A 22,159-nucleotide genomic window follows, 5' to 3' on the forward strand; every position below is an offset into this window, starting at 1 on the left:
TTTGTAGGAGCGCCTTCAGGCGCGAAGCCTTTCCGTCCCCGATTGGCTATAGTGTCCCCATCCCGCGCAGACGGGATCCCGGGGAACCATGAACGAAACGGCAGACATCACCCAGTGGCTCAGTGCCGCGCGCGGCGGCGACAAGTCGGCGCTCGACCGGGTGCTGGCCACGCTCTACCGCGAGCTGCACGGCATGGCCCGGCGCCAGCTGGGCGGCCAGCAGCACGGCCACACGCTGGACACCACGGCCCTGGTGCACGAGGCCTACCTCAAGCTGGCCGGCCGCGCCGAGGCCGAGTTCGAGGACCGCGCCCACTTCTTCGCCTACGCCGCCAGCGCCATGCGCTCGGTGGTGGTCGACTACGCCCGCCAGCGCATGGCCGTGAAGCGCGGCGGCGACCTGCACCGCGTCACCGACCTGCCCGAGGACGCCGGCGGCGGCATGCGCCTGGACGAGGACATGCTGGGCCTGGACGTGGCGCTGAACAAACTGCACGACCTCGACCCCCGCCTGGCCCAGGTGGTGGAGATGCGCTATTTCGCCGGCTTGTCCGAGACCGAGATCGCCGGCCTGCTCAAGCGCTCGGAGCGCAGCGTGCGCCGCGACTGGCAGAAGGCCCGCATGTTCCTGCTGGCCGCCCTGCAGGGCTGAGCCCGGGCGACCCGTGGACACCGAGCGCTGGACCACGCTGTCGGCGCTGCTCGACGAGCTGCTGGAACTCGAACCCGGCCTCCGCCACCACCGCCTCGCCGAGATCACCGCCGCCGACCCCTGCCTGGGCAGCGAACTGCAGCGGCTGATGGCGCTCGAGGACGAACGCCCGGACTTCCTGTCGCAGTCGGTGGTGGACGCGGCCGTGTTCTCGCCGCAGCCCGGGCAGAAGATCGGCCCTTACAAGCTCGAGCGCCCGCTGGGCGAAGGCGGCATGGGCCAGGTCTGGCTGGCGCTGCGCGCCGACGGCCTCTACGACCGCCGCGTCGCCCTGAAGCTGCTGCGCCCGGGCCTGGGCGACGCCGGCCTGCGCACCCGCTTCACCCGCGAACGGCAGATCCTGGCGCGGCTGGGCCATGCCCACATCGCGCGCCTGCTCGACGCCGGCGTCAGCAGCGACGGCCAGCCCTACCTGGCGCTGGACTATGTGCAGGGCGAGGCGATCACCGACTACGCGCGCAAGCTGTCGCTGTCGACCGAGGCGCGGCTGCGGCTGTTCCTGCAGGTGTGCGCCGCGGTCAGCCACGCGCACGCCAACCTGGTGGTGCATCGCGACCTCAAGCCCTCGAACATCCTGGTGACCTCGGCCGGCGAGGTCTGCCTGCTCGATTTCGGCATCGCCAAGCTGCTTGATGAATCGGCCAACGGCGACACCGAGATCACCGGCACCGGCACGCGCGCCTTCACCCTGCACTACGCCGCGCCCGAGCAGCTGCGCAACGGCGTCATCACCACCATGACCGACGTGTACTCGTTGGGCGTGGTGCTGTACGAGATGCTGGTGGGCCGCAAACCCTACGACCCGGCGCGCGCCACCGACGCCGCGTTCGAAGAGGCCATCCTGACCGGCGATGCGGTGCGGCCCTCGGCCGCGGCGCTGAAGCTGGCGCGCGAGGCCAGCGCGCCGAACGCGCGTCGGGTGGCGGGGGAGCTGTCGGGCGACCTCGACAACATCCTGCTCAAGGCCCTGGCCAAGGCGCCGGAGGACCGCTACGTCTCGGTCGAGGCGCTGGCCCAGGACCTGCGCCGGCATCTCGGCGGCAAGCCGGTGCTGGCGCGGCCGCAGAGCCTGGGCTATCGCACGGCGAAGTTCATCGGCCGCAATTCAGTGGCGCTGGTGGCGGCGCTGATCGTCGGCGGCCTGCTGCTGGCGGCGCTGGGCTTCGTGACCTGGCAGGCGCAGCGGGCCATCGTCGAGGCCGAGCGCGCGCAGGCGATGCAGGATTTCGTGGTGGCGCTGTTCGAAAACACCGACCAGGCCGGCAACGGCGCCGGGCTGGACGTGCGCACGCTGCTCGACGCCGGCGTGCGCCGCGCCGACACCGAGCTGCTGGGCCAGCCGCAGGCGCGCGCCGAGCTGCTGGGACTGGTGGTGCGCCTGCGCCAGGGGCTGGGCGACGACCGCCAGGCGCTGGAGCTGCTGGACCGGCAGTCGCAGGTGCTGGCCAGCCTGGCCGGCGAGGCGCCGGCGCGGCTGGGCATCGAGGCCGCGGCGATGCGCGGCCGCAGCCTGCGCGCGCTGGGCCAGCCCGAGGTTTGCGTGCGTGCGCTGCTGCCCTGGCTGCCGGTCAGCCAGCAGCAGTCGGCGCGGCAGCCGCGCGAAGTGTCGGAATTCCTGTCGCAGCTGGGCCGCTGCCACCGCCGACTGGGCGGCCGCGACGTCGCCCGCGACCTGTTCGGGCAGGCGCTGGCGCTGCGCGAAGGCCCGGATTCAAAAGCCCTGCAGGCCGAAAGCCAGGCCGACCTGGCCGGCCTGCTGGCGGACGAGGGCCGCTACGCCGAAGCCATCCTCGCCTTGCGCTCGGCGCTGTCGCTGCTGCGCGAAAGCGGCGGCGACCGCAATGCTCTGGGCGTGGAGATCTGGCGTGAGCTGGGCAGCCTGCACCTGGCCATCGGCGATCCGGTCGAAAGCGAGTCGTCCTATCGCCAGGCGATGGAAATCGCGCTCACCCGCTTCGGACCCGGCCATCCGGCCAGCACCGGCGTGCAGCGGCCGCTGGGCGAGCTGTTGGTCCGCAACGGCAAGCTCGAGGAAGCCGAACGCCTGCTGCGCACCGCGCACGAGCGGCTGGTGGCGCGCTTCGGGCCCGAGCACCCGGAAGTGGCGGCCTCGTGGCAGCAGCTCGGCCGGCTGTCCTGGGAACAGGGACGACTGGCGCAGGCGCAGGATGCTTTCCAGCGCAGCCTGCAGCTGCGGCGACGCGGCAACGACCTGGGCCCGCGCTCGTCGGTGCTGTGCGACCTGGCCCAGGTGAGGCTGGCGCTGGGCCAGCCCGACGGCGCCGAACTGCTGGCGCTGGAATGCCAGCAGCTGGCCCTGTCCGGCGACCCGGTGCTGGCCGCGCGCGCCGACCTGCTGCTGGCGCGGGTGGCGATGGATCGCGGCAATTCGGAGGCGGCGCTGTCGCTGCTGGCGTCAGCCGACCAGCGCCTGCTCGCCGCAGGCGTGCCGGCCGGCAGCGAAGAGCAACTGCCGGTCGCCCTGGCCCGCACGCAACTCCTGATCGATGTCGGCAACCTGCCCGGCGCCGAGGCCGCACTCACCCACCTGCGCGACCTGCCGCGCCCCCGCAACGCCCCGGCCGACGCCTGGGACTGGCGCATCGGCGCCCTTCAGGCCCGCCTCTACTGTCGCCAGGGCCGCAGCGGCGACGGCCGCGAACTGCGCCAGCAAATGCTCATCGAAGCCGGCGACGGCCAGCCCGAGCGGCAGCGCTTGGCCGACGAAATCGCGGAGCTGGCGGCGGGGTGTGGGCGGGGCTGATTGGCAACGGCTGAGCTTCAGCCGATGTCGCCAGGACACTCTGGCCAGTGGTTGTCTATGAAGGCTGGGGCGATTCAAGGAAGTGGTAAGACATCAGCCACCGCTCACCTGCTCCAAATCCAGAACCCATTGGCGCAACTCCGCCTTTTCCTTGACAGAGTACGCCCGGGAATTTAGTCCTGGCGGGTATCTGCCTTCGCGGAAGCCTTCGATCATGAAGGCTGCCTCGTCCCCGACAGTAGATTCCAAGCGAATTACTGAGCTAACTTCGAGCGCCACAGGCATACATTTTTCCGTTGAAGAGAGCAGAGCAACAAGACTTGGGAGGTCGCTTTTTTTTACCAAGCCAGGGATCTGCGTCCTAAAAATGTACGGTGCAGTTGCCTCCTCTTTCAAATGACGCAGCAATTTCAACGCGTCACCCTCTTGCGACATTCCTCCAATCAAAAGCTGGCTCACAGCGATAAACAGGGGCAACGAAAAAGAACCTGGCGCGGCCATTTCAATCCTCCTTTCGGTACCACTCTTTATCATCACCATACGCTGGATTCTGATCAGATGGATGATGGTCTGTAATGTCTGATGGCTCCAACCCATGGCCTGCGTCCCAAGGGGGAGGATTTCTATTTCTCTTTGCACTTCACCGAAACGAGAACAGCTGCTCGCATCACGAAATATCCAAGCGTCGTAACGAGAGCCAATCCAACCGAAACGAGAATGACTTGAAGTTCGGTCGCCTGCGGTCCACGAATCAACGTAAGGAACAGCCAATAAAAAAGCAGCAGGGGAAGGAAAACGCACGCCAAATACAGGAGGCTAGGTATCTTGCTTATCCCGCTCATTTCATTTGCCCGTGTTTGGATTAATTTCATCGATCATTCTCTGCTTCTCTTTCTGCATTGCATCGCTCAGTTGGGAAGCTGCTTGCCCCACAGCAGCTTCCACACGAGCCGCGGAGTCAACTGCAAATGACCCAGCAACAATGAGGCAAGCCGCCGCTCCTTCACCTACGGCTGAACCAGCAACATCGCCCAAAACCGACGCCGCCTTAGCCCCCATCGCATTCTCAACCGCATTGCCTGCATGTGCCACCCGTGGGCCTGCCACGGCGCTGGCGACTTGCAACGAAGAGCTCAGCCTTTTGAACTGGCCGCGCGGCGCAGCTGCCTGCCACGGTGGTTACAGGCTATTCAAGCAAGCGAGACCCTATCGCGATAACCACCGCGATTGTGCCGGGCTCAACGTCTTCCGCGCTTGATGGTGAGCTGTTCGGGGGAACCAGGCAATCGCCGCATGACGCCGATTCTGTTCGTAGCTGCTCTCGCGAATGGACCAAGAGATCAAGAGCGTCCACGCGCGCCTTTGACTTACATCCATCTATTGCCGAAGACACATATTCCTTGCACCGCTGCTCAGTGAGCCTGACGAAGGACTGAAAATAGACCGTAGAGCAGCGACGCAAAACTGTCGCTGCCAGTCGATTCGACATCAATTAGACCTCGAAAACATTTCATTGCTGATGTGGATGATGTCCAGCACCAGGCAGCCCTCGTCGCCACGCCGAACCGAGCCAACGACCACGACGGGCTTCGAAACAACGCACAAGCCCTGCGATCCCCTTTGCGCACATTCTTCCAGCCATCCCGACTCAAGCCGCTCGTACTCGGGAACGCCATCCATGCGCCCAAGCTCCAGGATGCTCCCGGAGCCACAAGCAGGGTCCTTCAGAAAGGCGTAATGCATGTGGTCGGTATTCAGAAGCGCCGCCACCTTGATCCGCTTGCCGATGAATTCGTCCTTCGATTCCGAGACCAGGCAAATACTGGTTGCCAACGCGGACTCCGGTGGCTGAGCGGGTCGAGTGGCGCAGCCTGCAATCGAAATGACCAGAAGGGGAAGAAATCGCTTCATTCGGATTCCAAAGAGTGGTTAAGGGTCGCGCCAACCTCGGATCAGTCTGCCCTGCCGGCGCTGAAAATCGCGGCCAGGGCCGTTGCCACGACGAAAAGCAGTGCGCCATGGGCCATGGAAGAATAGGCGAATACGCCGGCAACGCAGAGTGCTACCCCGTAAAGCTTGGCCGTTACGCGCGACAAGGTCCGACCATCGTCAGTCCGGTCCTCGTCGCCAACGGAAACCTTACCGGAAAACATTGCCATGACACCGAAGAAAAAGAGTGCCAGCGCAAAAACCACCTGGGGCCAAGCGTTCATTCCACTGCCCTCCGTACGCGACTGAGCAAAACATCCGCTAGGACGGACATTTCAAGGACGCCTGAGCAATTCGAAGAAAAACCAATTCACGAACCTGGCGTCATCTTCGCGGACGTCCGGCGGCGCCTGGGCCAGCAAGTCGTCTCGCGCGCCGGCCATGAATAGCCCGGACGAGTTCAGGATCAACACAGGCATCCACACGAATGACCGGCAAAGTTCCGGGATGGCATCGGGAATCGCACGGTCGAACGCACCCGCAATTTCCAAACGCGCATCCCGGTCGACCCGACCCTCCAAGGCGTCGCCCTGGTTCGCCCACCCCGCCCGGATCATCGCCGACAGCGTCGTATCGGCATCGTTGGCAATTGCGGACCTGTTGGCGGCCAGGCCGGGCCGAAAGCCCCCGTTGCGGGCGACCCACGCGTCGAGTTGCGACTGCCACGCGGCGAAACACTGATCGTGCGCCTGGAGAGAGGACGCCAACTCCGATGGGTCCGCATCGCCATCCATCGGCCCCACGGAAGCGCATCCCGCGACACCTGCAAGCAGCAGCGCTGCCATCCCTATCCTCATGCCGCTGGGCGCTCCTGCGAGGCAAGCCTTCGCCGGGAGTGTGCCATGGATCCTCGCATCGGACGCTGGCGCGGCCGAGGACCCGCGGGCCGCGACAAAGGCGGCCGCGGGCCTCGGTTACTCGCCGCCCGCCAGGGGCAACTGCGGCTGCTGCAGGTCGATCACGCCTTCGCCGGCCATCACTTTCTTGAACTCGCCGCGGCTGACGGAGACGTAGCGCTCGTTGCCGCCGATCTCGACCTGCGGGCCGTCGGACAAGGCGCGGCCGTGTTCGTCCACGCGCAGCACCATCGTCGCCTTGCGGCCGGTGTGGCAGATGGTCTTGATCTCGACCAGGTTGTCGGCCCAGGCCAGCAGGTACTGGCTGCCTTCGAACAGCTCGCCGCGGAAATCGGTGCGCAGGCCGTAGGCCAGCACCGGCACGTTCAGGCGGTCGACGATCTCGGTGACCTGCCAGACCTGGTTCTTCGACAGGAACTGCGCCTCGTCCACCAGGACGCAATGGAGCGGGCCACGCGCTTCGATGTCGGCACGCACCATGGCCAGCAGGTCGTCGTCGCGGCCGAAGATGGTGCCGCGGGCCTTGAGCCCGATGCGCGAGGCCACCACGCCCTCGCCGAAGCGGTCGTCCAGCCGCGGCGTCAGGATCAGCGTGCGCATGCCGCGCTCGTGGTAGTTGTGCGCGCTTTGCAGCAGCGTCGTGGTCTTGCCGGCGTTCATCGCCGAGTAGTAGAAGTAGAGCTTGGCCAAGGCGGCGTTCCGAAGCGTGCGGAACGCCATTATCGCTGCTCGCGCGGCCCCTTGGCCAAGGGGCCGCGCGCGGGGGCTCAGCGCGGGCTGTCGTCCTCTTCGCCTTCGGCGTCATCCGACGGCGGCGCGCTGAGGTCGCCGGACTGCAGCTCGCCGATCGAGACGGTGCCGGTCGGCGGGCCCTTCCAGTCCTGGTCCTGCGTTTGCCAGTAGCGGCGCGGCTCCCAGTACTTCTCGTCGTAATAGGTGCTGCCGTCGATGGTGCGCGAGCCGCCCGGGGTCGGGATGACGATGGTCAGCGCACCGGTGAAACCGGTGCGGCTGCCGGTGACCTGGCGCTTGGCCAGGCGCATCTTCTGTTCGGCGCGCGGCTTGGCGTACTTGTCGGCGTACTCCAGGAACAGGTCGTCACCGATCGCCAGCGCCTGCTCGCGCTCGGCCTCGCTCAGGTCGTTCCAGAAGGTTTCGCGGCGCAGCAGCATCTGCTTGTAGCCGCGCTCGGCGGCCAGGTCCATCCAGATGTAGGCGGCGGGGCGGTCCATCGGCACGCCTTCGCCCTTCCACAGCATCTCGGCGACCATGCCCTGCGAGGGCTTGTCGGCGTAGCGCGCGGCGCGCTTGAACAGCACGAAGGCCTTTTCGAAGTTGCCTTCGCGGTACTGGCGCAGGCCCGACAGCCGGAAACGCAGGTCCGGATGCGCGGAAAGGAAGGCATCCGAGCTCGTCACCAGCTCGTCGACGGACGCGGCGTCCTGCGCGACGGCCTCCGGCATCGGCGCGGCGGCCGCGAGGGCAAGGGCGAACAGCAGGGCGGGTGCGGCTTTCATTCGGGGCTCCAGGACAGCGTGAAGGGGCAAGGTAGGTGAAGACGCGCGACCGCGCATCGGCCGCAAGTCACACAGACGGCGGCAAGGGGGAATCCATGACATCGGACCAGCCCAGCCGGTCCATCGCCCGCTGCCACTCGGCATCGCCGCCGGCAACGGCCGTCACGCGGCGGCCGTCCACGGGGTGCGGGAAGGACAGCCGGTGCGCGTGAAGGAGCATGCGGTGCACGCCCATCATGCGGAAGGCCTGGTTGTGGCGGCCGTCGCCGTGGCTGGAATCACCGATCAGGTGATGATGGAGATGCTTGAGGTGACGGCGGATCTGGCGGAACCGGCCGGTGCGCGGCGTGCAGCGCAGCAGCGCGTAGCGCGAGGTCGGGTGCTGCGCGCTGGGAATGTCGAGCTCGGCGCGGGCCAGCAAGGCGTAGTCGGTCACCGCCGGCTTCTTCTGCGGCTTGCCGGGGCCGCCGTCCAGCGGGTGGTCGATGACGCCTTCGGCCGGCTCGGGCCAGCCGCGGCACACGGCCAGGTAGTCCTTCTCGAAGGCCTGCGACATCAGCGACTTGCCCAGGGCCGAGGCGCTTTCACGGTCGAAGGCCAGCAGCAGGCAGCCGCTGGTGGCGCGGTCGAGCCGGTGCACGAGGAAGACGGGCCGGCCGAACTGCTCGCGCAGGCGGTCGGCGGCGAAGTCGGTTTCGCCGCGGGCCAGGGCGCTGTCGTGCACCATCAGGCCGGCAGGCTTGTTGACCACCGCGAGCTGCTCGTCGGCGTGGAGGACGGATAACGCGAGCGTCACGGGGGCAAGATCCAGACGGGCGGGGGCGCGATTCTCGCATGGCCGTGGCAGCCCTGCCCCGGCGGGCGCCGCGCGGGCGGGCCCGCTGCGCGCGGTGGAAGCCCTCGGGGCCCTGGCGTAGGCTGGGCGCCTGCACGCCAGGGGATGCGCATGAAGACGACCACGCCTTGCCTGTTCGCCGGCCTCGCCGGCCTGTTGCTGGCCAGCGCCGGCGCGGCGCGTCCGCCCGATGGCGGAGGCCACGTCACCGCCAACCAGATGGCCGACCAGGTCTCGCCCGAGCTCGACCGCCGGTTGGTGGACGAAGTGAACGAGAACATCATCACCCTGCAGCGCAGCGGCAAGCGCGTGGCGCCGGCCACCCAGGCGGTCAGCGGCATGGGCTGGCCCCTCGGCCCGGTCAACGGCGCCGGCACCCAGTGGCACGGCATCTCCAACTTCGTCGACCTCAACGCCGCGTTCCCGAACCAGGTGCTCGATTACACCTGCAGCAACCGCAGCTACGACAACGCGTCCGGCTACAACCACCGCGGCATCGACTACTTCATCTGGCCCTTCCCGTGGACGCTGATGGACGCCGGCGCGGTGGACATCCTGGCGGCGGCGCCCGGCACGCTGGTGGCCAAGGGCGACGGCAACGATGACCGCTCGTGCTCCTTCAACGCGCCCGATACGCCCAATTACGTCGTCATCCAGCACGCCGACGGTTCGGTGGCGCGCTACCTGCACATGAAGAACGGCTCGGTCACGCCGCTGCCGATCGGCGCACCGATCCCGGCCGGCACGCCGCTGGGCAAGGTCGGCAGTTCGGGCGTCTCCACCGGCCCGCACCTGCACCTGGAGTTCCGCGCCAGCAACAGCGTCGGCGCCGCCGTCATCGAACCGCATGCCGGCGCCTGCAACGCCAATCCCAGCATCACCTACGCCGAGACCCGGCCGTACCGGGATCCGCGCATCAACCGCCTATCCACCCACGGTGCGCCGCCGCAGATGGCCAGCTGCCCGGGCACGGTGGACACGCCGAACTTCAAGAACACCTTCGTGCCCGGCGACAGCTTCAGCGTCATGGCCGGGTACCGCGACCAGGTGGCGGGCACCAGCACGCAGTACCGCGTGCTGCGGCCGGACGGCAGCGTGTTCGCGAACTGGAGCCAGACCGCCGCGACCACCTACTCCGGCGCCTGGTGGTACTGGAACCTGCAGCTGCCGGCGAACGCGCCGCTGGGTCTGTGGGCCTTCGAGGCGACGTACGAAGGCCAGGCCACGCGCCACAGTTTCCAGGTCGCCTCCAGCGCCCCGACGGTGGCCACGGCCTTCCCCACCGACCTGTCGGGCAGCTGGTACAACACCGGCACACCCGGCCAGGGCTTCAACCTGGACATGGTCAACGACAGCCGGTTCCTGCTGTATTTCTACGGCTTCCACAACGACGGCGAACAGCAGTGGCTCTATGGCGACTTCGATCCGGGCACGCCGGCCTTCGCCTGGAACCAGCCGGTGACGGTGACGATGTACGTGGTCGAAGGCGGCGGCTTCCAGACCTTCCCGACACCGTCGGGGCGGGCCTGGGGCACGGCGAAGCTGATCTTCGAATCCTGCAAGCGCGCCACCGTCGAACTGGCCGGCGAGAGCGGCACGCAGATCCTTCAGCTGGACAAGCTCAACACCACCCGCGGGCTCGGCTGCCCCTGAACCACGACGCGGTGCCCGGCCACGCCGGGCATCCCTCGCCAGGCCTGGCCCGACCTCAGCGCCGCGGCCAGGCCGCGAGGAAGGCGCCGAAGGCGCCGAGCCCGGCGATGCCCGCGGCGGCGGGAATGCCGAGCAGGCGCGGACCGCCCGCCTCGAGGCCGACCAGCACCGCGGCGACCACCATCAGGCCTGTGCCCAGGATGGCGTACACGGTCTGCCGCTGGCCGGCACGGGAGATGCGCGCGAGCTCCGCGAGGTCTTCGCTGCGCATGTTGATGCTGTGCTGGCCGCGCACCTGCTGGGCCAGGAAGTCGTGCAGCAGCCGCGGCATGTCCGGCGCGTGGGTGATCAGCTCGGGCAGGCGCTTGCGGAACTCGGCGCCCAGCGTGGCCGGGCTGTAGCGCTCGCGCAGGATCTTCTCCAGCACCGGGCGCGCTTCGGCCCAGATGTCGAGCTTGGGGTCGAGCAGGCGGCCGACGCCCTCGATGTTGAGCAGGGTCTTCTGGAGCAGGATGAGCTGGGGCTGGAGCGTGAGCTCGTAGCGCTGGGCGGTCTTGAACAGCTTCACCAGCACCTCGCCCAGCGAGATCTCGCTCAGCGGCCGGGTGAAGTAGGGCTCGCACACGGCGCGGGTGGCGGCCTCGAGCTCGTCGACGCGGATGTGCGAAGGCATCCAGCCAGCCTCGATGTGCAGCTCGGCGATGCGGCGGTAGTCGCGCTGGAAGATCGCCATGAAGTTCTCGGCCAGGTAGTACTGGTCGCGGCGGTCGAGCTGGCCGACGATGCCGTAGTCGATGGCGATGAAACGCGGGTTGGCCTGGCGCGTGGCGTCCACCCAGATGTTCCCGGCGTGGGCATCGGCGTGGAAGAAGTTGTCGCGGAAGACCTGGGTGTAGAACACGCGCACGCCCTTGGCCGCCAGCGCCTTGCGGTCGATGCCGGCGGCGTCGAGCGCGGCGACGTCGTCGGACGGGATGCCGCGCACGCGCTCCATGGTCAGCACGGTCTCGGTGCTGTAGTCCCAGAACACCTCGGGCACGTACAGGTCCTCGCTGCCCAGCCAGGTGCGGCGCATCTGGCTGGCATTGGCGCCTTCGCGCTGCAGGTCCAGTTCGGCGAACAGCGTCGCTTCGATTTCCGACACCACTTCCTGCGCGCGCAATTTCTCGGCGTTGGGATGGTGGCGGTCGGCCAGGCTGGCCAGCGTGCGCAGCAGGTCGATATCGGCCTCGATGCGCTTGCGGATGTCGGGGCGCAGCACCTTCACCACGACCTCGCGGCCGTCGTGGAAGCGCGCCGCGTGCACCTGGGCGATCGAGGCCGAGGCCAGCGGCGTCAGGTCGAACTCGGCGTAGACCTCCGACACCGGCCGGCCCAGCGCGGCTTCGACCAGGGCCCGCGCCGCCTCGCCCGGGAAGGGCGCGACCCGGTCCTGCAGCAGCGTGAGTTCCTCGGCGATGTCGGGCGGCAGCAGGTCGCGGCGGGTCGACAGCACCTGGCCGAACTTGACGAAGATCGGGCCCAGCTCCTGCAGCGCGTGGCGCAGGCGCTGGCCGCGCGGCAGGTCGGCCTCGCCGCGCGCGGGCGTGATCGGCCGCAGCAGCCACAGCCAGCGGCGGAAGGCGGTGTCGCGCAGGAAGTCGTCCAGCCGGTGCCGCAGCAGCACGCGGGCGATGCCCGCCGCGCGCAGCATCGCGGTGACGCCGCGCGAGCCGCCGCGCACCAGGCCGACCGCACTCATGCGCGCTGCCCCGCGTCGAGGCGGGCGAAGCGCGCCAGCAAGCGCTCGGCGCGGTCGCGCAGGTCGTCGACGTCGTCGTGGAACGCGGCCAGTTCGGCCTTGCCGACCAGGTCGCGGGATTCCTCGGTGAGGTAGTCGACGGCATCGCGGCTGAAGCCGCGCGCGAAGTCACCGCCGGCCTTGAGCGCCTCGCCCAGCACGCGCGCCACCTGCGGGCCGATCACCGGACCGAGCAGGTCGGCGAAAGGCTTTTCGAAGTCGGGGTCGAAGCGCTGCGCGAGGTGCTGCAGCGTGCGCGCCAGGTCGGCGTCGCCATTGATGCGCACCTTGCCCACCGGCGGGGCACCGCTGGCGCGCAGGAAGGGCAGCTGCGACAGCACGCCGGACAGCGTGGCGCGGATGCCCAGGTCGGGCTCGTCGGTGGGCGGACCCACCTGCAGCTGGCCCTCGTGCACCTTGATGTCCAGCGCCACCGGCGGCGCTTCCAGCGCCAGCCCGATGCGACGACCGCCGAGGCGCTCCAGCGCCCCGGCGGTGTCGGGATCGAGGGCCACCAGCCGGTTGAGCGCCAGTTCCAGCGCGCGACCGGCCAGGGGCTTGAGGGCTTCGAAGGGGGAGGCGGCAGGCGTCATGCCGCCATTCTAGCCATCCGGCGTGATGCCCGGGGATGGATCGTCAGGTCGCCTTCTTGAGGAAGGACACGACCGCCAGGACCAGGAAGATGACGAACAGGACCTTGGCGATGGTCGCGGCCATGCCGGCCAGGCCGCCGAAACCGAGGACGGCCGCAATGATGGCGACCACGAGGAAGATCAGCGCGTAATGGAGCATGGTTGCTCTCCTGTTATTGGGGGGATGCCTCTGATGGGCCACCCGACCCTAGCCCCCACTGCCTGACCCGCTCGTTAAACCCCGGATCGGGGTCAGGCGCGGTTTAGGTTGGCGTTTTCGCGCCCTCGCCGGTTTTCGATCAGCCCGGCGCGCGGGCCCCGTCGCGCCACCACGCCGCCAGCCGCGCCAGGCCTTCGGCGGTCGGGACGCGCGGCACGTAGCCGAAGTCGCGCCGCGCCGCGGAGATGTCGTACCAGTGCGGCGTCGACAGCTGCTCGGCCAGGAAGCGCGTCATCGGCGGCTCGCCGTCGCGGCGCAGCAGGATCCATGCCGCCTCGAGCACCGCGCCGGCGGCGTAGGCCAGCGGATAGGGCACGCTGCCGGTGACCGGCGCCACGCCCGCGGCCGCCAGCATGTCGTTGACGATCTGGCGCACCGGCCGCGGTTCGCCGTTGGAGATGAAGTAGGCCTTGCCGGCGCAGGCCGCGCCCGGCGCCAGCGCATGGAAGGCATCGAGGTGCGCCTGTGCGGCGTTGTCGATGTAGGTGGTGTCCATGCGGTTGTGGCCGCCGCCGATGAAGCGCAGCCGGCCCGCGTTGGCGCGCTCGACCAGGCGCGGCAGCAGCTGGGTGTCGCCCGGGCCCCAGATCAGGCGCGGACGCAGCGCGACGGTGGCGAGCATGGCGTCGTTGGCCGCCAGCACTTCTTTCTCGGCCACCAGTTTGGTGGCCGGGTACGGCGCCTTGAAGTGCTGGCCGTAGGGCGTGTCCGCCTCGTTGCCGCCCTCCACCGGCGTGCGCCCGCTGTGGGTGACGCTGGGCGTGGAGGTGTACACCAGGCGGCCGATGCCGTGCGCGCGCATCGCCGAAAGCACGTTGCGGGTACCGGTGACGTTGGCGCTGAAATAACTCTCGACGCTGCCCCAGGCCCCGGCCTTGGCGGCGTTGTGGAAGATCGCCTCTTGGCCCGCGAAGGCCGCCCGCACCGCCGCCGCGTCGGCGAGGTCACCGCGCAGCTGGGCCACGCCCATCGCCGCGAGCGCGGGCGAATGGCTGCGCTGGAAGCTGGTGACCTCGTGGCCCTCGGCCTGTAGCGCCCGGCACAGGGCCTGGCCCAGGAAGCCGGCGCCGCCGGTCACGAGCACCTTCATGCGTTCCTCCGCGGCACGCGCGGTTGCTTCGCGGCCCAAGCCGCCAGCTGTTCGCGGCCGATCTTGGCGTTGTGGCGGATGTCGACCGGGAAGCCCGGGTGGATCAGGAAATCGTGGATGCGCGCGGTGTGCACGAAGCCCATGCCGAGCCGATACAGTTCGTCGAGCACGCGCTCGTGCTCGGACATCGGCAGATGCGGCGCCATCTCCACGCACAGCACCGGCCGCTGGTCGCCGCCGTCACCCACGCCGACCAGGGCGGTGCGCGCCACCTCCGGATGGGTGTTGAACACCGGCTCGACCTGTTCGGTGTAGAGGTTGCCCAGGGCGGTGCGCACGCGGTGCGACTTGCGGCCGCAGAACCACAGCCGGCCCTGCGCGTCGAAGCGGCCCAGGTCGCCCATGCGGTGCACCACGCGGGAGCCGCCATCGGGCAGCGCTTCGGCGATCTTGGCCAGCGCGGTGGCCTGCGGACGATTGAAGTATTCGTCGGTGGCGGTGGGGCCGGCGACGGTGATCTCGCCGATCGCCTCGGCATCGAGCACCCGGGCCTGCGACCAGTCGGCGATGGCCTCGTCGGTGATGGCGATGATGCGCACTTCGTTCGGCGCCACCGGGCGCCCGACGCAGGTGCCGGCGCCCTGCTCGGTGGCCTCGCGGGTGGCCTCGAGTTCGCGGCCCTCGATCACGGCGACCGGCAGGCATTCGGTGGCGCCGTAGGGCGTCCAGAACTGGGCGTCCTCCGGCAGCAGCGCGCGGATGCGCGCCACCACGTCGGCCGGCACCGGCGCGCCGGCCGAGGTGACGCGGCGCAGGCCGTCGAGCCTCTCGCCGTGGTCGGCCAGCACCTTCATCAGCGCCGGCGAACCGAACAGCTGGTCGACACCGAAGGCCTTGATCGCATGCAGCAGCTTGCGCGGGTTGGCCCGGGCCGGCCGCGTGGGGTCCATGTCGGGAATGATCGAGCTCAGGCCCAGCGCCGGATCGAACAGCGCGAACGGCGGGAAGGTCGGCATGTCGACGCCGCCGGGCTGGATGCCAAAGGCCTCGCGCAGCAGGTCGATCTGCGCGACGAAATGACGGTGGCGGTACACCACGCCCTTGGGCACGCCGGTGGAGCCGGAGGTGAACAGGATCGCAGCCACGTCCTCGCCGTCGGTGGCGGCCAGCTGCGGGCCCGCGCCGGCGCCCGCGGCTTCGACTTCGGCGAGGGTGGCCCCGCCCCAGCCCCAGCGCCGGCCCACGGTGATGCGCGTGCGCGCCGAGGGCGCCCAGCGCAGCAGCACGCGCGCGAACTGCGCCAGCGGGATGCCGATGAAGGCCTCGGGTCGGGCTTCGTCCAGGCACTGCTTCAGGGCGCGCTTGTCGATGCCCGGGTCCACCAGCACCGGCACGGCGCCGGCCTTGAACAGCGCGAACATCAGCAGGAAGAATTCGGGCGAGGGCCGCACCATCACCACCGCGCGGGTGCCGCGGCCGATGCCGCGCCTGGCCAGGCCGGCGGCGATCGCATCCGAACGCTGGTCCAGGTCGCGGTAGCTCAGCGTCAGGTCGTGGCGGGCGAAGCCGCCGGGACCCCGGCGGCCCGGGCAGCGCATCGCGATGCGGTCAGGCGCCTCGGCCGCCAGCCGCGGCAGCGCGGCGGCGATGTTGCAGGCCGCCGTCATCTCACAGCAGGTTGCGGTCGAGGAAGTCGCGGATGCGCGGCACCAGCAGCTCGTGCTTGTCTTCGAGCACGTAGTGGCCGGCGTCCTCGTAGACCTGCTTCTCGGCGCGCGGCAGCGCCTGCTCGAAGCCCTTCAGGAAATGATGGTCGAACACGAAGTCCTGCAGGCCCCAGCCCAGGTAGGCCGGCCGGTCGGCATAGGACGCCAGGCGCTTGCCGGCCTCTTCCACCACGTCCCAGGCGCGGTCGCCCGGCGCCAGCGGGATGTCCTGCACGAAGCGCAGGGTCGAGATGCGGTTCTTCCAGCTGTCGTAGGGCGCCTCGTAGGCCTTGAGCACGTCGTCCGGCATTTTGCGCACCACGCCCTGGCGGGTGGCGCCGGCGGCGAAGGCGTTGAAGCCGCGGATGGCCAGCGCGCCGAGGTTGTAGTCGCGGCCCAGCTTGAGCTGCCAGGGCAGGGGCTTGCTGGCCGGCAGCGGGAAGGACGCGGTGTTGAGGATGACCAGGCGCTTGATGCGGGCGCCGTGCTTGAGCGCCCAGCCGAAGCCGATCATGCCGCCCCAGTCGTGCACCGCCAGGGTGAGATCGTCGCCGACGCCCAGGTGGGTGAGCAGGCGGTCCAGGTCCTGGATGCGGCTGCGCAGGGTGTAGCTGTAGGCCTTGTCGTCGGGCTTGTCGGACAGGCCCATGCCGATGTGGTCGGGCACGATGCAGCGGTAGTCCTCGCGCAGGCCCAGCACCAGGTGGCGCCAGTAGTAGGACCAGGACGGATTGCCGTGCAGCATGATGACCGGGTCGCCCTCGCCCTCGTCGAGGTAGGACTGGGTCAGCCCGTTCGGATGCACGAAGGCCTTGGGGATGAAGGGGTAGTCCGGGAACGGCCCCTTGGCGAGCACGCGGGCCTGTTCGGCGCTGAGATTGGTCTGGTCCATACCCCCGGATTCTACGCGACCCCGCTTTCCGCCAGCACCCTCACGAAGCAATCGCTATCCTCCCCCCAGCCCCAGCCCCGGAGTCCCCCATGAAGCGCCCCCTCGTCCTCACCGCCCTCGTGCTGGCCGTCCTGGCCGTGGCCTGGACCGGAGTGCAGGCGCTGCGCGGGCCGGTGCTGGACGGCTACGAGGTCACCGCCCGGCCGCTGGTGCAGACCGTGGTCGCGACTGGTCGCGTGGCGGCGGTGTCGCGGGCCCAGGTCGGCAGCCCGGTCACGGGCGTGGTGCTCGAGCGACGGGTGAAGGAGGGCGACGTGGTGCAGCCCGGCGACGTGCTGGCGGTGCTGCGCGCCGATGACCTGGCCGCCGCCGTGCGCGAGGCCGAGGCCGCGCTGTCCCAGCTGCAGCAGTCCACCCGTCCGCAGGCCCAGGCCGCGCTGCGCGAGGCCGAGGCCCGCTTGGCCCAGGCCAGCCGCGAGGCCAGCCGCCGGCGCGACCTGTTCGCCCGCCAGCTGATCGCCCGCGAAGCCCTGGAGCAGGCGCTGCAGGCCGAGACGGCCGCCCGCTCCGCCGCCGAGCAGGCGCGCCTGGCCGCCAGCGCGCTGGCCGCGGGCAACCCGGCCGAGGCGAGCGCCCGGGCCCGGCTGGAAACCGCCCGCGCCCAGCTGGCCAAGACCACCCTGCGGGCCGAGGTCGCCGGCACGGTGCTGACCCGCAACGCCGAACCCGGCGACCTGGTGCAGCCCGGCCGCATCCTGTTCGAGATCGCGCGCACCGGCGACACCGAGATCCTGGTGCCGCTGGACGAGAAGAACCTGGAAGTGCTGGCGCTGGGCCAGTCCGCGACCTGCGTCGCCGACGCCTATCCGTCGCGACCGTTCCCGGCCCGGCTCAGCTTCATCGCGCCCAGCGTCGACCCGCAGCGGGGCTCGGTCGACATCCGGCTGACGGTGTCGCCGGCGCCCGATTTCCTGCGCCAGGACATGACCGTGTCGGTGAACGTCGAAACCGGCCGGCGCGAACAGGCCGTCGTGGTGCCCAACGATGCGCTGGCCGCGGTCAACGGGGATCGCGCCGAACTGTGGCAGGTGGTGGATGGCCGCGCCACGCGCCGCGCGGTGACGCTGGGCCTGCGCGGCCTGGCCATGACCGAGGTCACCGACGGCGTGGCCGCCGGCGACTGGATCCTGGCCGACGCCGCCGCACCGGTGGCCGAAGGCGATCGGGTGCGGGTGGCGGAAACCGCCCTGCCCGCCGCCGGCGCCGATCCCGCGACCAGCAAAGAACTGCCGGCCAAGTTCGACTGACGCCCATGTGGATCGAGTGGACCATCGCCACCAAGTTCCTGCGCGAAGGCAAGGCGCAGAGCACGCTGATCCTGGTCGGCATCGCCGTGGGCGTGGCCGTGATCGTATTCCTGACCGCGCTGATCACCGGCCTGCAGGGCAACATCATCAACCGCACGCTGGGCACCCAGGCGCACATCCGGGTGCAGCCGACCGAGGAAACCAACCGCATCCTCTCGCCCGCCGACGGCACCGTGCAGCTGGTGCTGGAGAACAAGCGCGCCCAGCGCCTGCGCTCGATCAACAACTGGCAGCAGGTGCGCGACGTGCTCGACACCCTGCCGCAGGTGACCGCGGTGTCGCCGGTGATCTCGGGCCCGGCCTTCGCCCGGCGCGGCGAGGCGCTGGAATCGGTGGCGCTGGTCGGCATCGACGCCGCGCGCTACCAGCGCATCATCCCGATCCAGGACGACATCATCGACGGCGTGTTCCGCATCGGCGCCGGCGACACCGTGATCGGCAAGCAGTTGGCGACCGACCTGGGCATCCGGGTCGGCGACAAGCTGCGGCTCGACGGCGGCCAGGGCCGCGAGACCGTGCTCAACGTGGCCGGCATCTTCGAGCTGGGCGTGCGCGAGCTGGACTCGCGCTACGTGTACCTGGACATGAAGCAGGCGCAGTCGCTGCTGGACCTGCCGGGCGCGGCCACCGTCATCGACGTGACCGTGCAGGACATCTTCGCCGCCCGCGAGGTGGCGGCGCGCATCGGGCGCCTGACCGGCCTGAAGTCGGAAAGCTGGATGGAAACCAATGCCCAGCTGATGAACGCGCTGCGCTCGCAGAGCCTGTCGACGCAGATGATCAGCGTGTTCGTGGCGCTGAGCGTGGCGCTGGGCATCGCCAGCGTGCTGTCGGTGAGCGTGGTGCAGCGCACGCGCGAGATCGGCATCCTGCGGGCGATGGGCACCACCCGCCGGCAGATGCTGCAGGTGTTCCTGCTGCAGGGCGCGGTGTTCGGCGCGGCCGGCTCGGTGATCGGCGGGCTGGCGGGCTACGGGCTGGTGGGCGCGTTCAACACCTTCGGGCCCAAGCTCTTCTACATCCCGGTCAGTCCGTGGCTGCTGGTGGCGGCGGCTGCGGTGGCCACGGTGACCGGCATCGTGTCGGCGGCGATCCCCGCGCGGCGCGCGTCGGGCCTGGACCCGGTGGAGGCGATCCGCCATGTCTGAGCACGACGCCGGCCAGGAAGTTCTGCGGCTCGAGGGCCTGAAGAAGAGCTACAACGTCGGCAAGCCGACCGAGGTGGAGGTGCTGCATGGCCTGGACCTGCGGCTGCAGCGCAGCGACTTCGCGGCGCTGGTGGGCGCGTCGGGCTCGGGCAAGAGCACCCTGCTCAACGTGATCGGACTGCTCGATCGCCCCACCGGCGGCGAACTGTTCCTGCTGGGCAAGCCCACCCGCGCCATGGACGACACCGGCCGCACCGCACTGCGCGGCAGCGCGATCGGCTTCGTGTTCCAGTTCCACCACCTGATCCAGGCCTTCACGGCGCTGGAGAACGTGCTGATGCCGCTGATGGTGGCGACCGGCAAGCCGACCGCCGAGCAGCTCGACCGCGGCCGCGCGCTGCTGGCGGAAGTCGGCCTGTCCGGCCTCGAGCACCGCAAGCCCGACCAGCTCTCCGGCGGCCAGCAGCAGCGCGTGGCCGTGGCGCGCGCGCTCATCACGCGCCCCGCGCTGCTGCTGGCCGATGAGCCCACCGGCAACCTCGACAGCAAGTCGGCGGCCGAGGTGTTCGCGCTGTTCCGCCGCTTCAACGAAAAATTCGGCTGCGCGGTGCTGCTGGTGACCCACGACCCGCGCCTGTCGGAGCAGTGCGACCGCACGCTGCTGCTCGAGGACGGCCGGCTCGCGTCGGACGGCTGAGGCGGCGGCGCGGCCAGCGTGCGTCGCGCTTACTTCAACAGGTTGGGAAATTCGCGCGGCTGCGAACGCAGGTACTGCGGCGGCGCGGTGACGCTGGCGCCAAGATGGGCGGCCGCGTGCCAGGGCCAGCGCGGGTCGTAGAGGATGCCGCGGGCGATCGCGACCAGGTCGGCGTCGCCGGCGGCGAGGATGGCTTCGGCCTGGTCGAAGTCGGTGATCAGGCCGACGGCGACGACCGGGATGTCCACCGCCTGCTTCACCGCACGCGCCAGCGGCACCTGGTAGCCCGGACCGACCGGGATGTCCTGGGCCGGGTGCAGGCCGCCGCTGGAAACGTGGATGGCGCTGCAGCCGCGGGCTTCGAGGGCCTTCGAGAACGCCACGGTCTGTTCGATGTCCCAGCCGCCGGGCACCCAGTCGGTGCCCGACAGCCGCACGCTGACTGGACGCTCGGCGGGGAAGGCCGCGCGCACCGCGTCGAAGACTTCCAGCGGGAAGCGCATGCGGTTCTCGAGCGAGCCGCCGTGGTCGTCCTCGCGGGTGTTCGACAGCGGCGACAGGAACTGGTGCAGCAGGTAGCCGTGGGCGGCGTGGATCTGCACCGCGTCGATGCCGAGCCGCGCGGCGCGGCGGGCGGCGTCGGCGAAGGCCTCGCGGATGGCGTCCATGCCGGCGCGATCCAGGGCCACCGGCGCGTGCTGGCTAGCCTTGAACGGCTGCGCCGAGGGCGCCACCGTCTGCCAGCCGTGGGCGTGGTCGGGCGCCAGCTGGCCGCCGCCCTGCCAGGGCAGGTCGGTCGAGGCCTTGCGGCCGGCGTGCGCGAGCTGGATCGCGATCGGCATCTTCGACCAGCGGCGCACGCTGGCCAGCACCTCGCCCATCGCCTGCTCGGTGGCGTCGTTCCACAGGCCGACGTCGGCGTAGGAAATGCGGCCCTCGGGCACCACGGCCGTGGCCTCGATCGTCAGCAGCCCGGCGCCCGACAGCGCCAGCTGCCCGAGGTGGATCGTGTGCCAGTCGGTCATCCGGCCATCCACCGCCGAGTACTGGCACATCGGGGCGATGACGATGCGGTTGGCGAGCGACAGCGCGCCGACGGCGAGGGGTTCGAAGAGTTTGGGCAGGCTCATGCGGTCCAGGCGTCCATGGCGAGTTCGAAGGAGCGCACGCGCGCGGCGTGGTCGAAGATGTTGGCGGTCAGGATCAGTTCGTCGGGACGATGGCGGTCGACGAAGGCCTGCATCGCCGCCTTCACCGTCGCCGGCGCGCCCACCGCGCGGCAGGCCAGGGCGCTGTCGATCATGTGCTTCTCGACCGGCGTGCAGTAGTCGTTGATCGCCGCGCCGCTGTCCAGCGGCGGCGGCACCAGGCCGGGCCGGCCGCGGCGCAGGTTGGTGAAGGCCTGCTGCTGGGTGGTGAACAGGCGCGCGGCCTCTTCGTCGGTATCGGCCACCACCACGTTCAGCGCCAGCATCACGTGCGGCTGGGCCAGCCGCGCCGACGGCGTGAACTCGCGGTGGTAGACCGCCAGCGCCTGGTCCAGCGCGTCGGGCGCGAAGTGCGAGGCGAAGGCATAGGGCAGGCCCAGCGCCGCCGCCAGCCGGGCGCCGAACAGGCTGGAGCCGAGGATCCAGGCTTCGATCGCGACGCCGGCGCCCGGCACGGCCTGCACGGCCTGGCCGGGTACCGCGGGTTCGAAGTAGCGCAGCAGTTCGACCACGTCGGCCGGGAATTCCTCGGCGCCGGCGTAGTAGCGGCGCAGCGCCTGCGCCGCGGCCTGGTCGGTGCCGGGCGCGCGGCCGAGGCCAAGATCGATCCGGTTCGGGAACAGGGTGCCCAGCGTGCCGAAGGCCTCGGCCGCCTGCAGCGGCGAATGATTGGGCAGCATGATGCCGCCCGCGCCGACGCGGATCGTCGACGTGCCGCCGGCGACGTGCCCGACCAGCACGGCCGTGGCGGCGCTGGCGATGCCCGGCATGTTGTGGTGTTCGGCCAGCCAGTAGCGCCGGTAGCCCAGGCGCTCGCCGGCGCGCGCGAGGTCGAGCGCATGCTGGAACGTCCGCGCCGGCGTGCTGCCGACGGTGACCGGCGCCAGGTCGAGGATGGAGAGCGGGATCATGGGCGGGCCTTCGGGAACAAGCCTCTAACTTGGGGGCCCCGGCCGGGGGGTGCAAGGCATTCCGCGCCACGCTGTGTTGCCCCAGCGGGCCGGGGCCGGCGGACGGGTTCGCCGCGGACGGCACGGGACCGGGCCAGGCGCGGCGGCACCGCCTTCTCGTGGGATTGACGGGCCGGGAACG

21 protein-coding genes are annotated in these 22,159 nt (G+C 70.0%); 6 read left to right on the forward strand and 15 right to left on the reverse strand.

Going from position 1 to position 22,159, the window contains the following annotated elements; translation table 11 throughout:
* The first annotated feature begins 88 nt into the window (after positions 1 to 88).
* Together VFQ84_RS12450 and VFQ84_RS12455 are read left to right on the forward strand one after the other, a co-directional pair.
* Complete coding sequence (locus tag VFQ84_RS12450; protein ID WP_034212732.1) at positions 89 to 652, forward strand: ECF-type sigma factor; 564 nt, start codon at positions 89 to 91, stop codon at positions 650 to 652.
* 13 nt (positions 653 to 665) lie between these two features.
* A complete protein-coding gene (locus VFQ84_RS12455) occupies positions 666 to 3,476 on the forward strand; it encodes a serine/threonine-protein kinase (RefSeq protein WP_325131958.1) in 2,811 nt (936 codons plus the stop codon).
* 93 nt (positions 3,477 to 3,569) lie between these two features.
* Here the strand turns inward: VFQ84_RS12455 and VFQ84_RS12460 are convergent, their stop codons facing one another.
* The 7 genes from VFQ84_RS12460 to VFQ84_RS12490 form a co-directional block, all read right to left on the reverse strand.
* The gene (locus VFQ84_RS12460) at positions 3,570 to 4,277 is read right to left on the reverse strand and encodes a hypothetical protein (RefSeq protein WP_325131959.1); all 708 of its coding nucleotides are present in this window, start codon (positions 4,275 to 4,277) and stop codon (positions 3,570 to 3,572) included.
* A 687-nt stretch (positions 4,278 to 4,964) separates the two neighbouring features.
* Entirely contained in the window at positions 4,965 to 5,387 is a 423-nt protein-coding gene (locus VFQ84_RS12465; protein ID WP_325131960.1) for a hypothetical protein, read from the reverse strand.
* Positions 5,388 to 5,428: 41 nt separating this feature from the next.
* On the reverse strand, positions 5,429 to 5,689 hold the full coding sequence (locus tag VFQ84_RS12470; protein WP_325131961.1) for a hypothetical protein: 261 nt from the start codon (positions 5,687 to 5,689) through the stop codon (positions 5,429 to 5,431).
* A gap of 51 nt (positions 5,690 to 5,740) precedes the next feature.
* The gene (locus VFQ84_RS12475) at positions 5,741 to 6,250 is read right to left on the reverse strand and encodes a hypothetical protein (protein ID WP_325131962.1); all 510 of its coding nucleotides are present in this window, start codon (positions 6,248 to 6,250) and stop codon (positions 5,741 to 5,743) included.
* A 129-nt stretch (positions 6,251 to 6,379) separates the two neighbouring features.
* Positions 6,380 to 7,012, reverse strand: a complete 633-nt coding sequence (locus VFQ84_RS12480; protein WP_325131963.1) for a thymidine kinase — start codon at positions 7,010 to 7,012, stop codon at positions 6,380 to 6,382.
* 77 nt (positions 7,013 to 7,089) lie between these two features.
* Positions 7,090 to 7,839, reverse strand: coding sequence for a hypothetical protein (locus VFQ84_RS12485; protein ID WP_325131964.1), 750 nt, complete (start codon positions 7,837 to 7,839; stop codon positions 7,090 to 7,092).
* A 67-nt stretch (positions 7,840 to 7,906) separates the two neighbouring features.
* The gene (locus tag VFQ84_RS12490) at positions 7,907 to 8,650 is read right to left on the reverse strand and encodes a pseudouridine synthase (protein WP_325131999.1); all 744 of its coding nucleotides are present in this window, start codon (positions 8,648 to 8,650) and stop codon (positions 7,907 to 7,909) included.
* Positions 8,651 to 8,785: 135 nt separating this feature from the next.
* On the opposite strand from VFQ84_RS12490, the gene VFQ84_RS12495 reads away from it, so the two are divergent.
* Entirely contained in the window at positions 8,786 to 10,327 is a 1,542-nt protein-coding gene (locus VFQ84_RS12495; protein WP_325131965.1) for a peptidoglycan DD-metalloendopeptidase family protein, read from the forward strand.
* 55 nt (positions 10,328 to 10,382) lie between these two features.
* Here the strand turns inward: VFQ84_RS12495 and ubiB are convergent, their stop codons facing one another.
* The 6 genes from ubiB to VFQ84_RS12525 all read right to left on the reverse strand — a co-directional run bounded on the left by ubiB (position 10,383) and on the right by VFQ84_RS12525 (position 16,647).
* Entirely contained in the window at positions 10,383 to 12,068 is a 1,686-nt protein-coding gene (ubiB, locus tag VFQ84_RS12500; protein ID WP_325131966.1) for a ubiquinone biosynthesis regulatory protein kinase UbiB, read from the reverse strand.
* Positions 12,065 to 12,700 carry a ubiquinone biosynthesis accessory factor UbiJ gene (locus tag VFQ84_RS12505; RefSeq protein WP_325131967.1) on the reverse strand — a complete coding sequence of 212 codons (636 nt, stop codon included), beginning with the start codon at positions 12,698 to 12,700 and terminating at the stop codon, positions 12,065 to 12,067. Before VFQ84_RS12505 ends, ubiB begins: the two co-directional genes overlap by 4 nt.
* Before the next feature lie 43 nt (positions 12,701 to 12,743).
* Entirely contained in the window at positions 12,744 to 12,899 is a 156-nt protein-coding gene (locus VFQ84_RS12510; RefSeq protein ID WP_325131968.1) for a DUF1328 domain-containing protein, read from the reverse strand.
* Between the two features lie 139 nt (positions 12,900 to 13,038).
* A complete protein-coding gene (gene oleD, locus VFQ84_RS12515) occupies positions 13,039 to 14,049 on the reverse strand; it encodes a 2-alkyl-3-oxoalkanoate reductase (protein ID WP_325131969.1) in 1,011 nt (336 codons plus the stop codon).
* A complete protein-coding gene (gene oleC, locus VFQ84_RS12520) occupies positions 14,046 to 15,716 on the reverse strand; it encodes an olefin beta-lactone synthetase (protein WP_325131970.1) in 1,671 nt (556 codons plus the stop codon). The genes oleD and oleC overlap by 4 nt, the downstream gene beginning before the upstream one ends.
* A gap of 1 nt (position 15,717) precedes the next feature.
* Positions 15,718 to 16,647 carry an alpha/beta fold hydrolase gene (locus VFQ84_RS12525; RefSeq protein WP_325131971.1) on the reverse strand — a complete coding sequence of 310 codons (930 nt, stop codon included), beginning with the start codon at positions 16,645 to 16,647 and terminating at the stop codon, positions 15,718 to 15,720.
* A gap of 89 nt (positions 16,648 to 16,736) precedes the next feature.
* Between VFQ84_RS12525 and VFQ84_RS12530 the strand changes: the two genes are divergently transcribed.
* The 3 genes from VFQ84_RS12530 to VFQ84_RS12540 are packed head-to-tail and all read left to right on the forward strand — an operon-like array spanning position 16,737 to position 19,859.
* A complete protein-coding gene (locus tag VFQ84_RS12530; protein WP_325131972.1) occupies positions 16,737 to 17,954 on the forward strand; it encodes an efflux RND transporter periplasmic adaptor subunit in 1,218 nt (405 codons plus the stop codon).
* 5 nt (positions 17,955 to 17,959) lie between these two features.
* Positions 17,960 to 19,162, forward strand: a complete 1,203-nt coding sequence (locus VFQ84_RS12535) for an ABC transporter permease (protein ID WP_325131973.1) — start codon at positions 17,960 to 17,962, stop codon at positions 19,160 to 19,162.
* A complete protein-coding gene (locus VFQ84_RS12540) occupies positions 19,155 to 19,859 on the forward strand; it encodes an ABC transporter ATP-binding protein (RefSeq protein ID WP_325131974.1) in 705 nt (234 codons plus the stop codon). Before VFQ84_RS12535 ends, VFQ84_RS12540 begins: the two co-directional genes overlap by 8 nt.
* A gap of 29 nt (positions 19,860 to 19,888) precedes the next feature.
* Here the strand turns inward: VFQ84_RS12540 and VFQ84_RS12545 are convergent, their stop codons facing one another.
* Entirely contained in the window at positions 19,889 to 20,989 is a 1,101-nt protein-coding gene (locus VFQ84_RS12545; RefSeq protein ID WP_325131975.1) for an NADH:flavin oxidoreductase/NADH oxidase, read from the reverse strand.
* Positions 20,986 to 21,978 carry an LLM class flavin-dependent oxidoreductase gene (locus tag VFQ84_RS12550; protein WP_325131976.1) on the reverse strand — a complete coding sequence of 331 codons (993 nt, stop codon included), beginning with the start codon at positions 21,976 to 21,978 and terminating at the stop codon, positions 20,986 to 20,988. The genes VFQ84_RS12545 and VFQ84_RS12550 overlap by 4 nt, the downstream gene beginning before the upstream one ends.
* Positions 21,979 to 22,159: the final 181 nt, after the last annotated feature.

Source organism: Arenimonas sp. (assembly GCF_035721105.1).
In the GTDB taxonomy this organism is placed as follows: Bacteria; Pseudomonadota; Gammaproteobacteria; order Xanthomonadales; family Xanthomonadaceae; genus Arenimonas.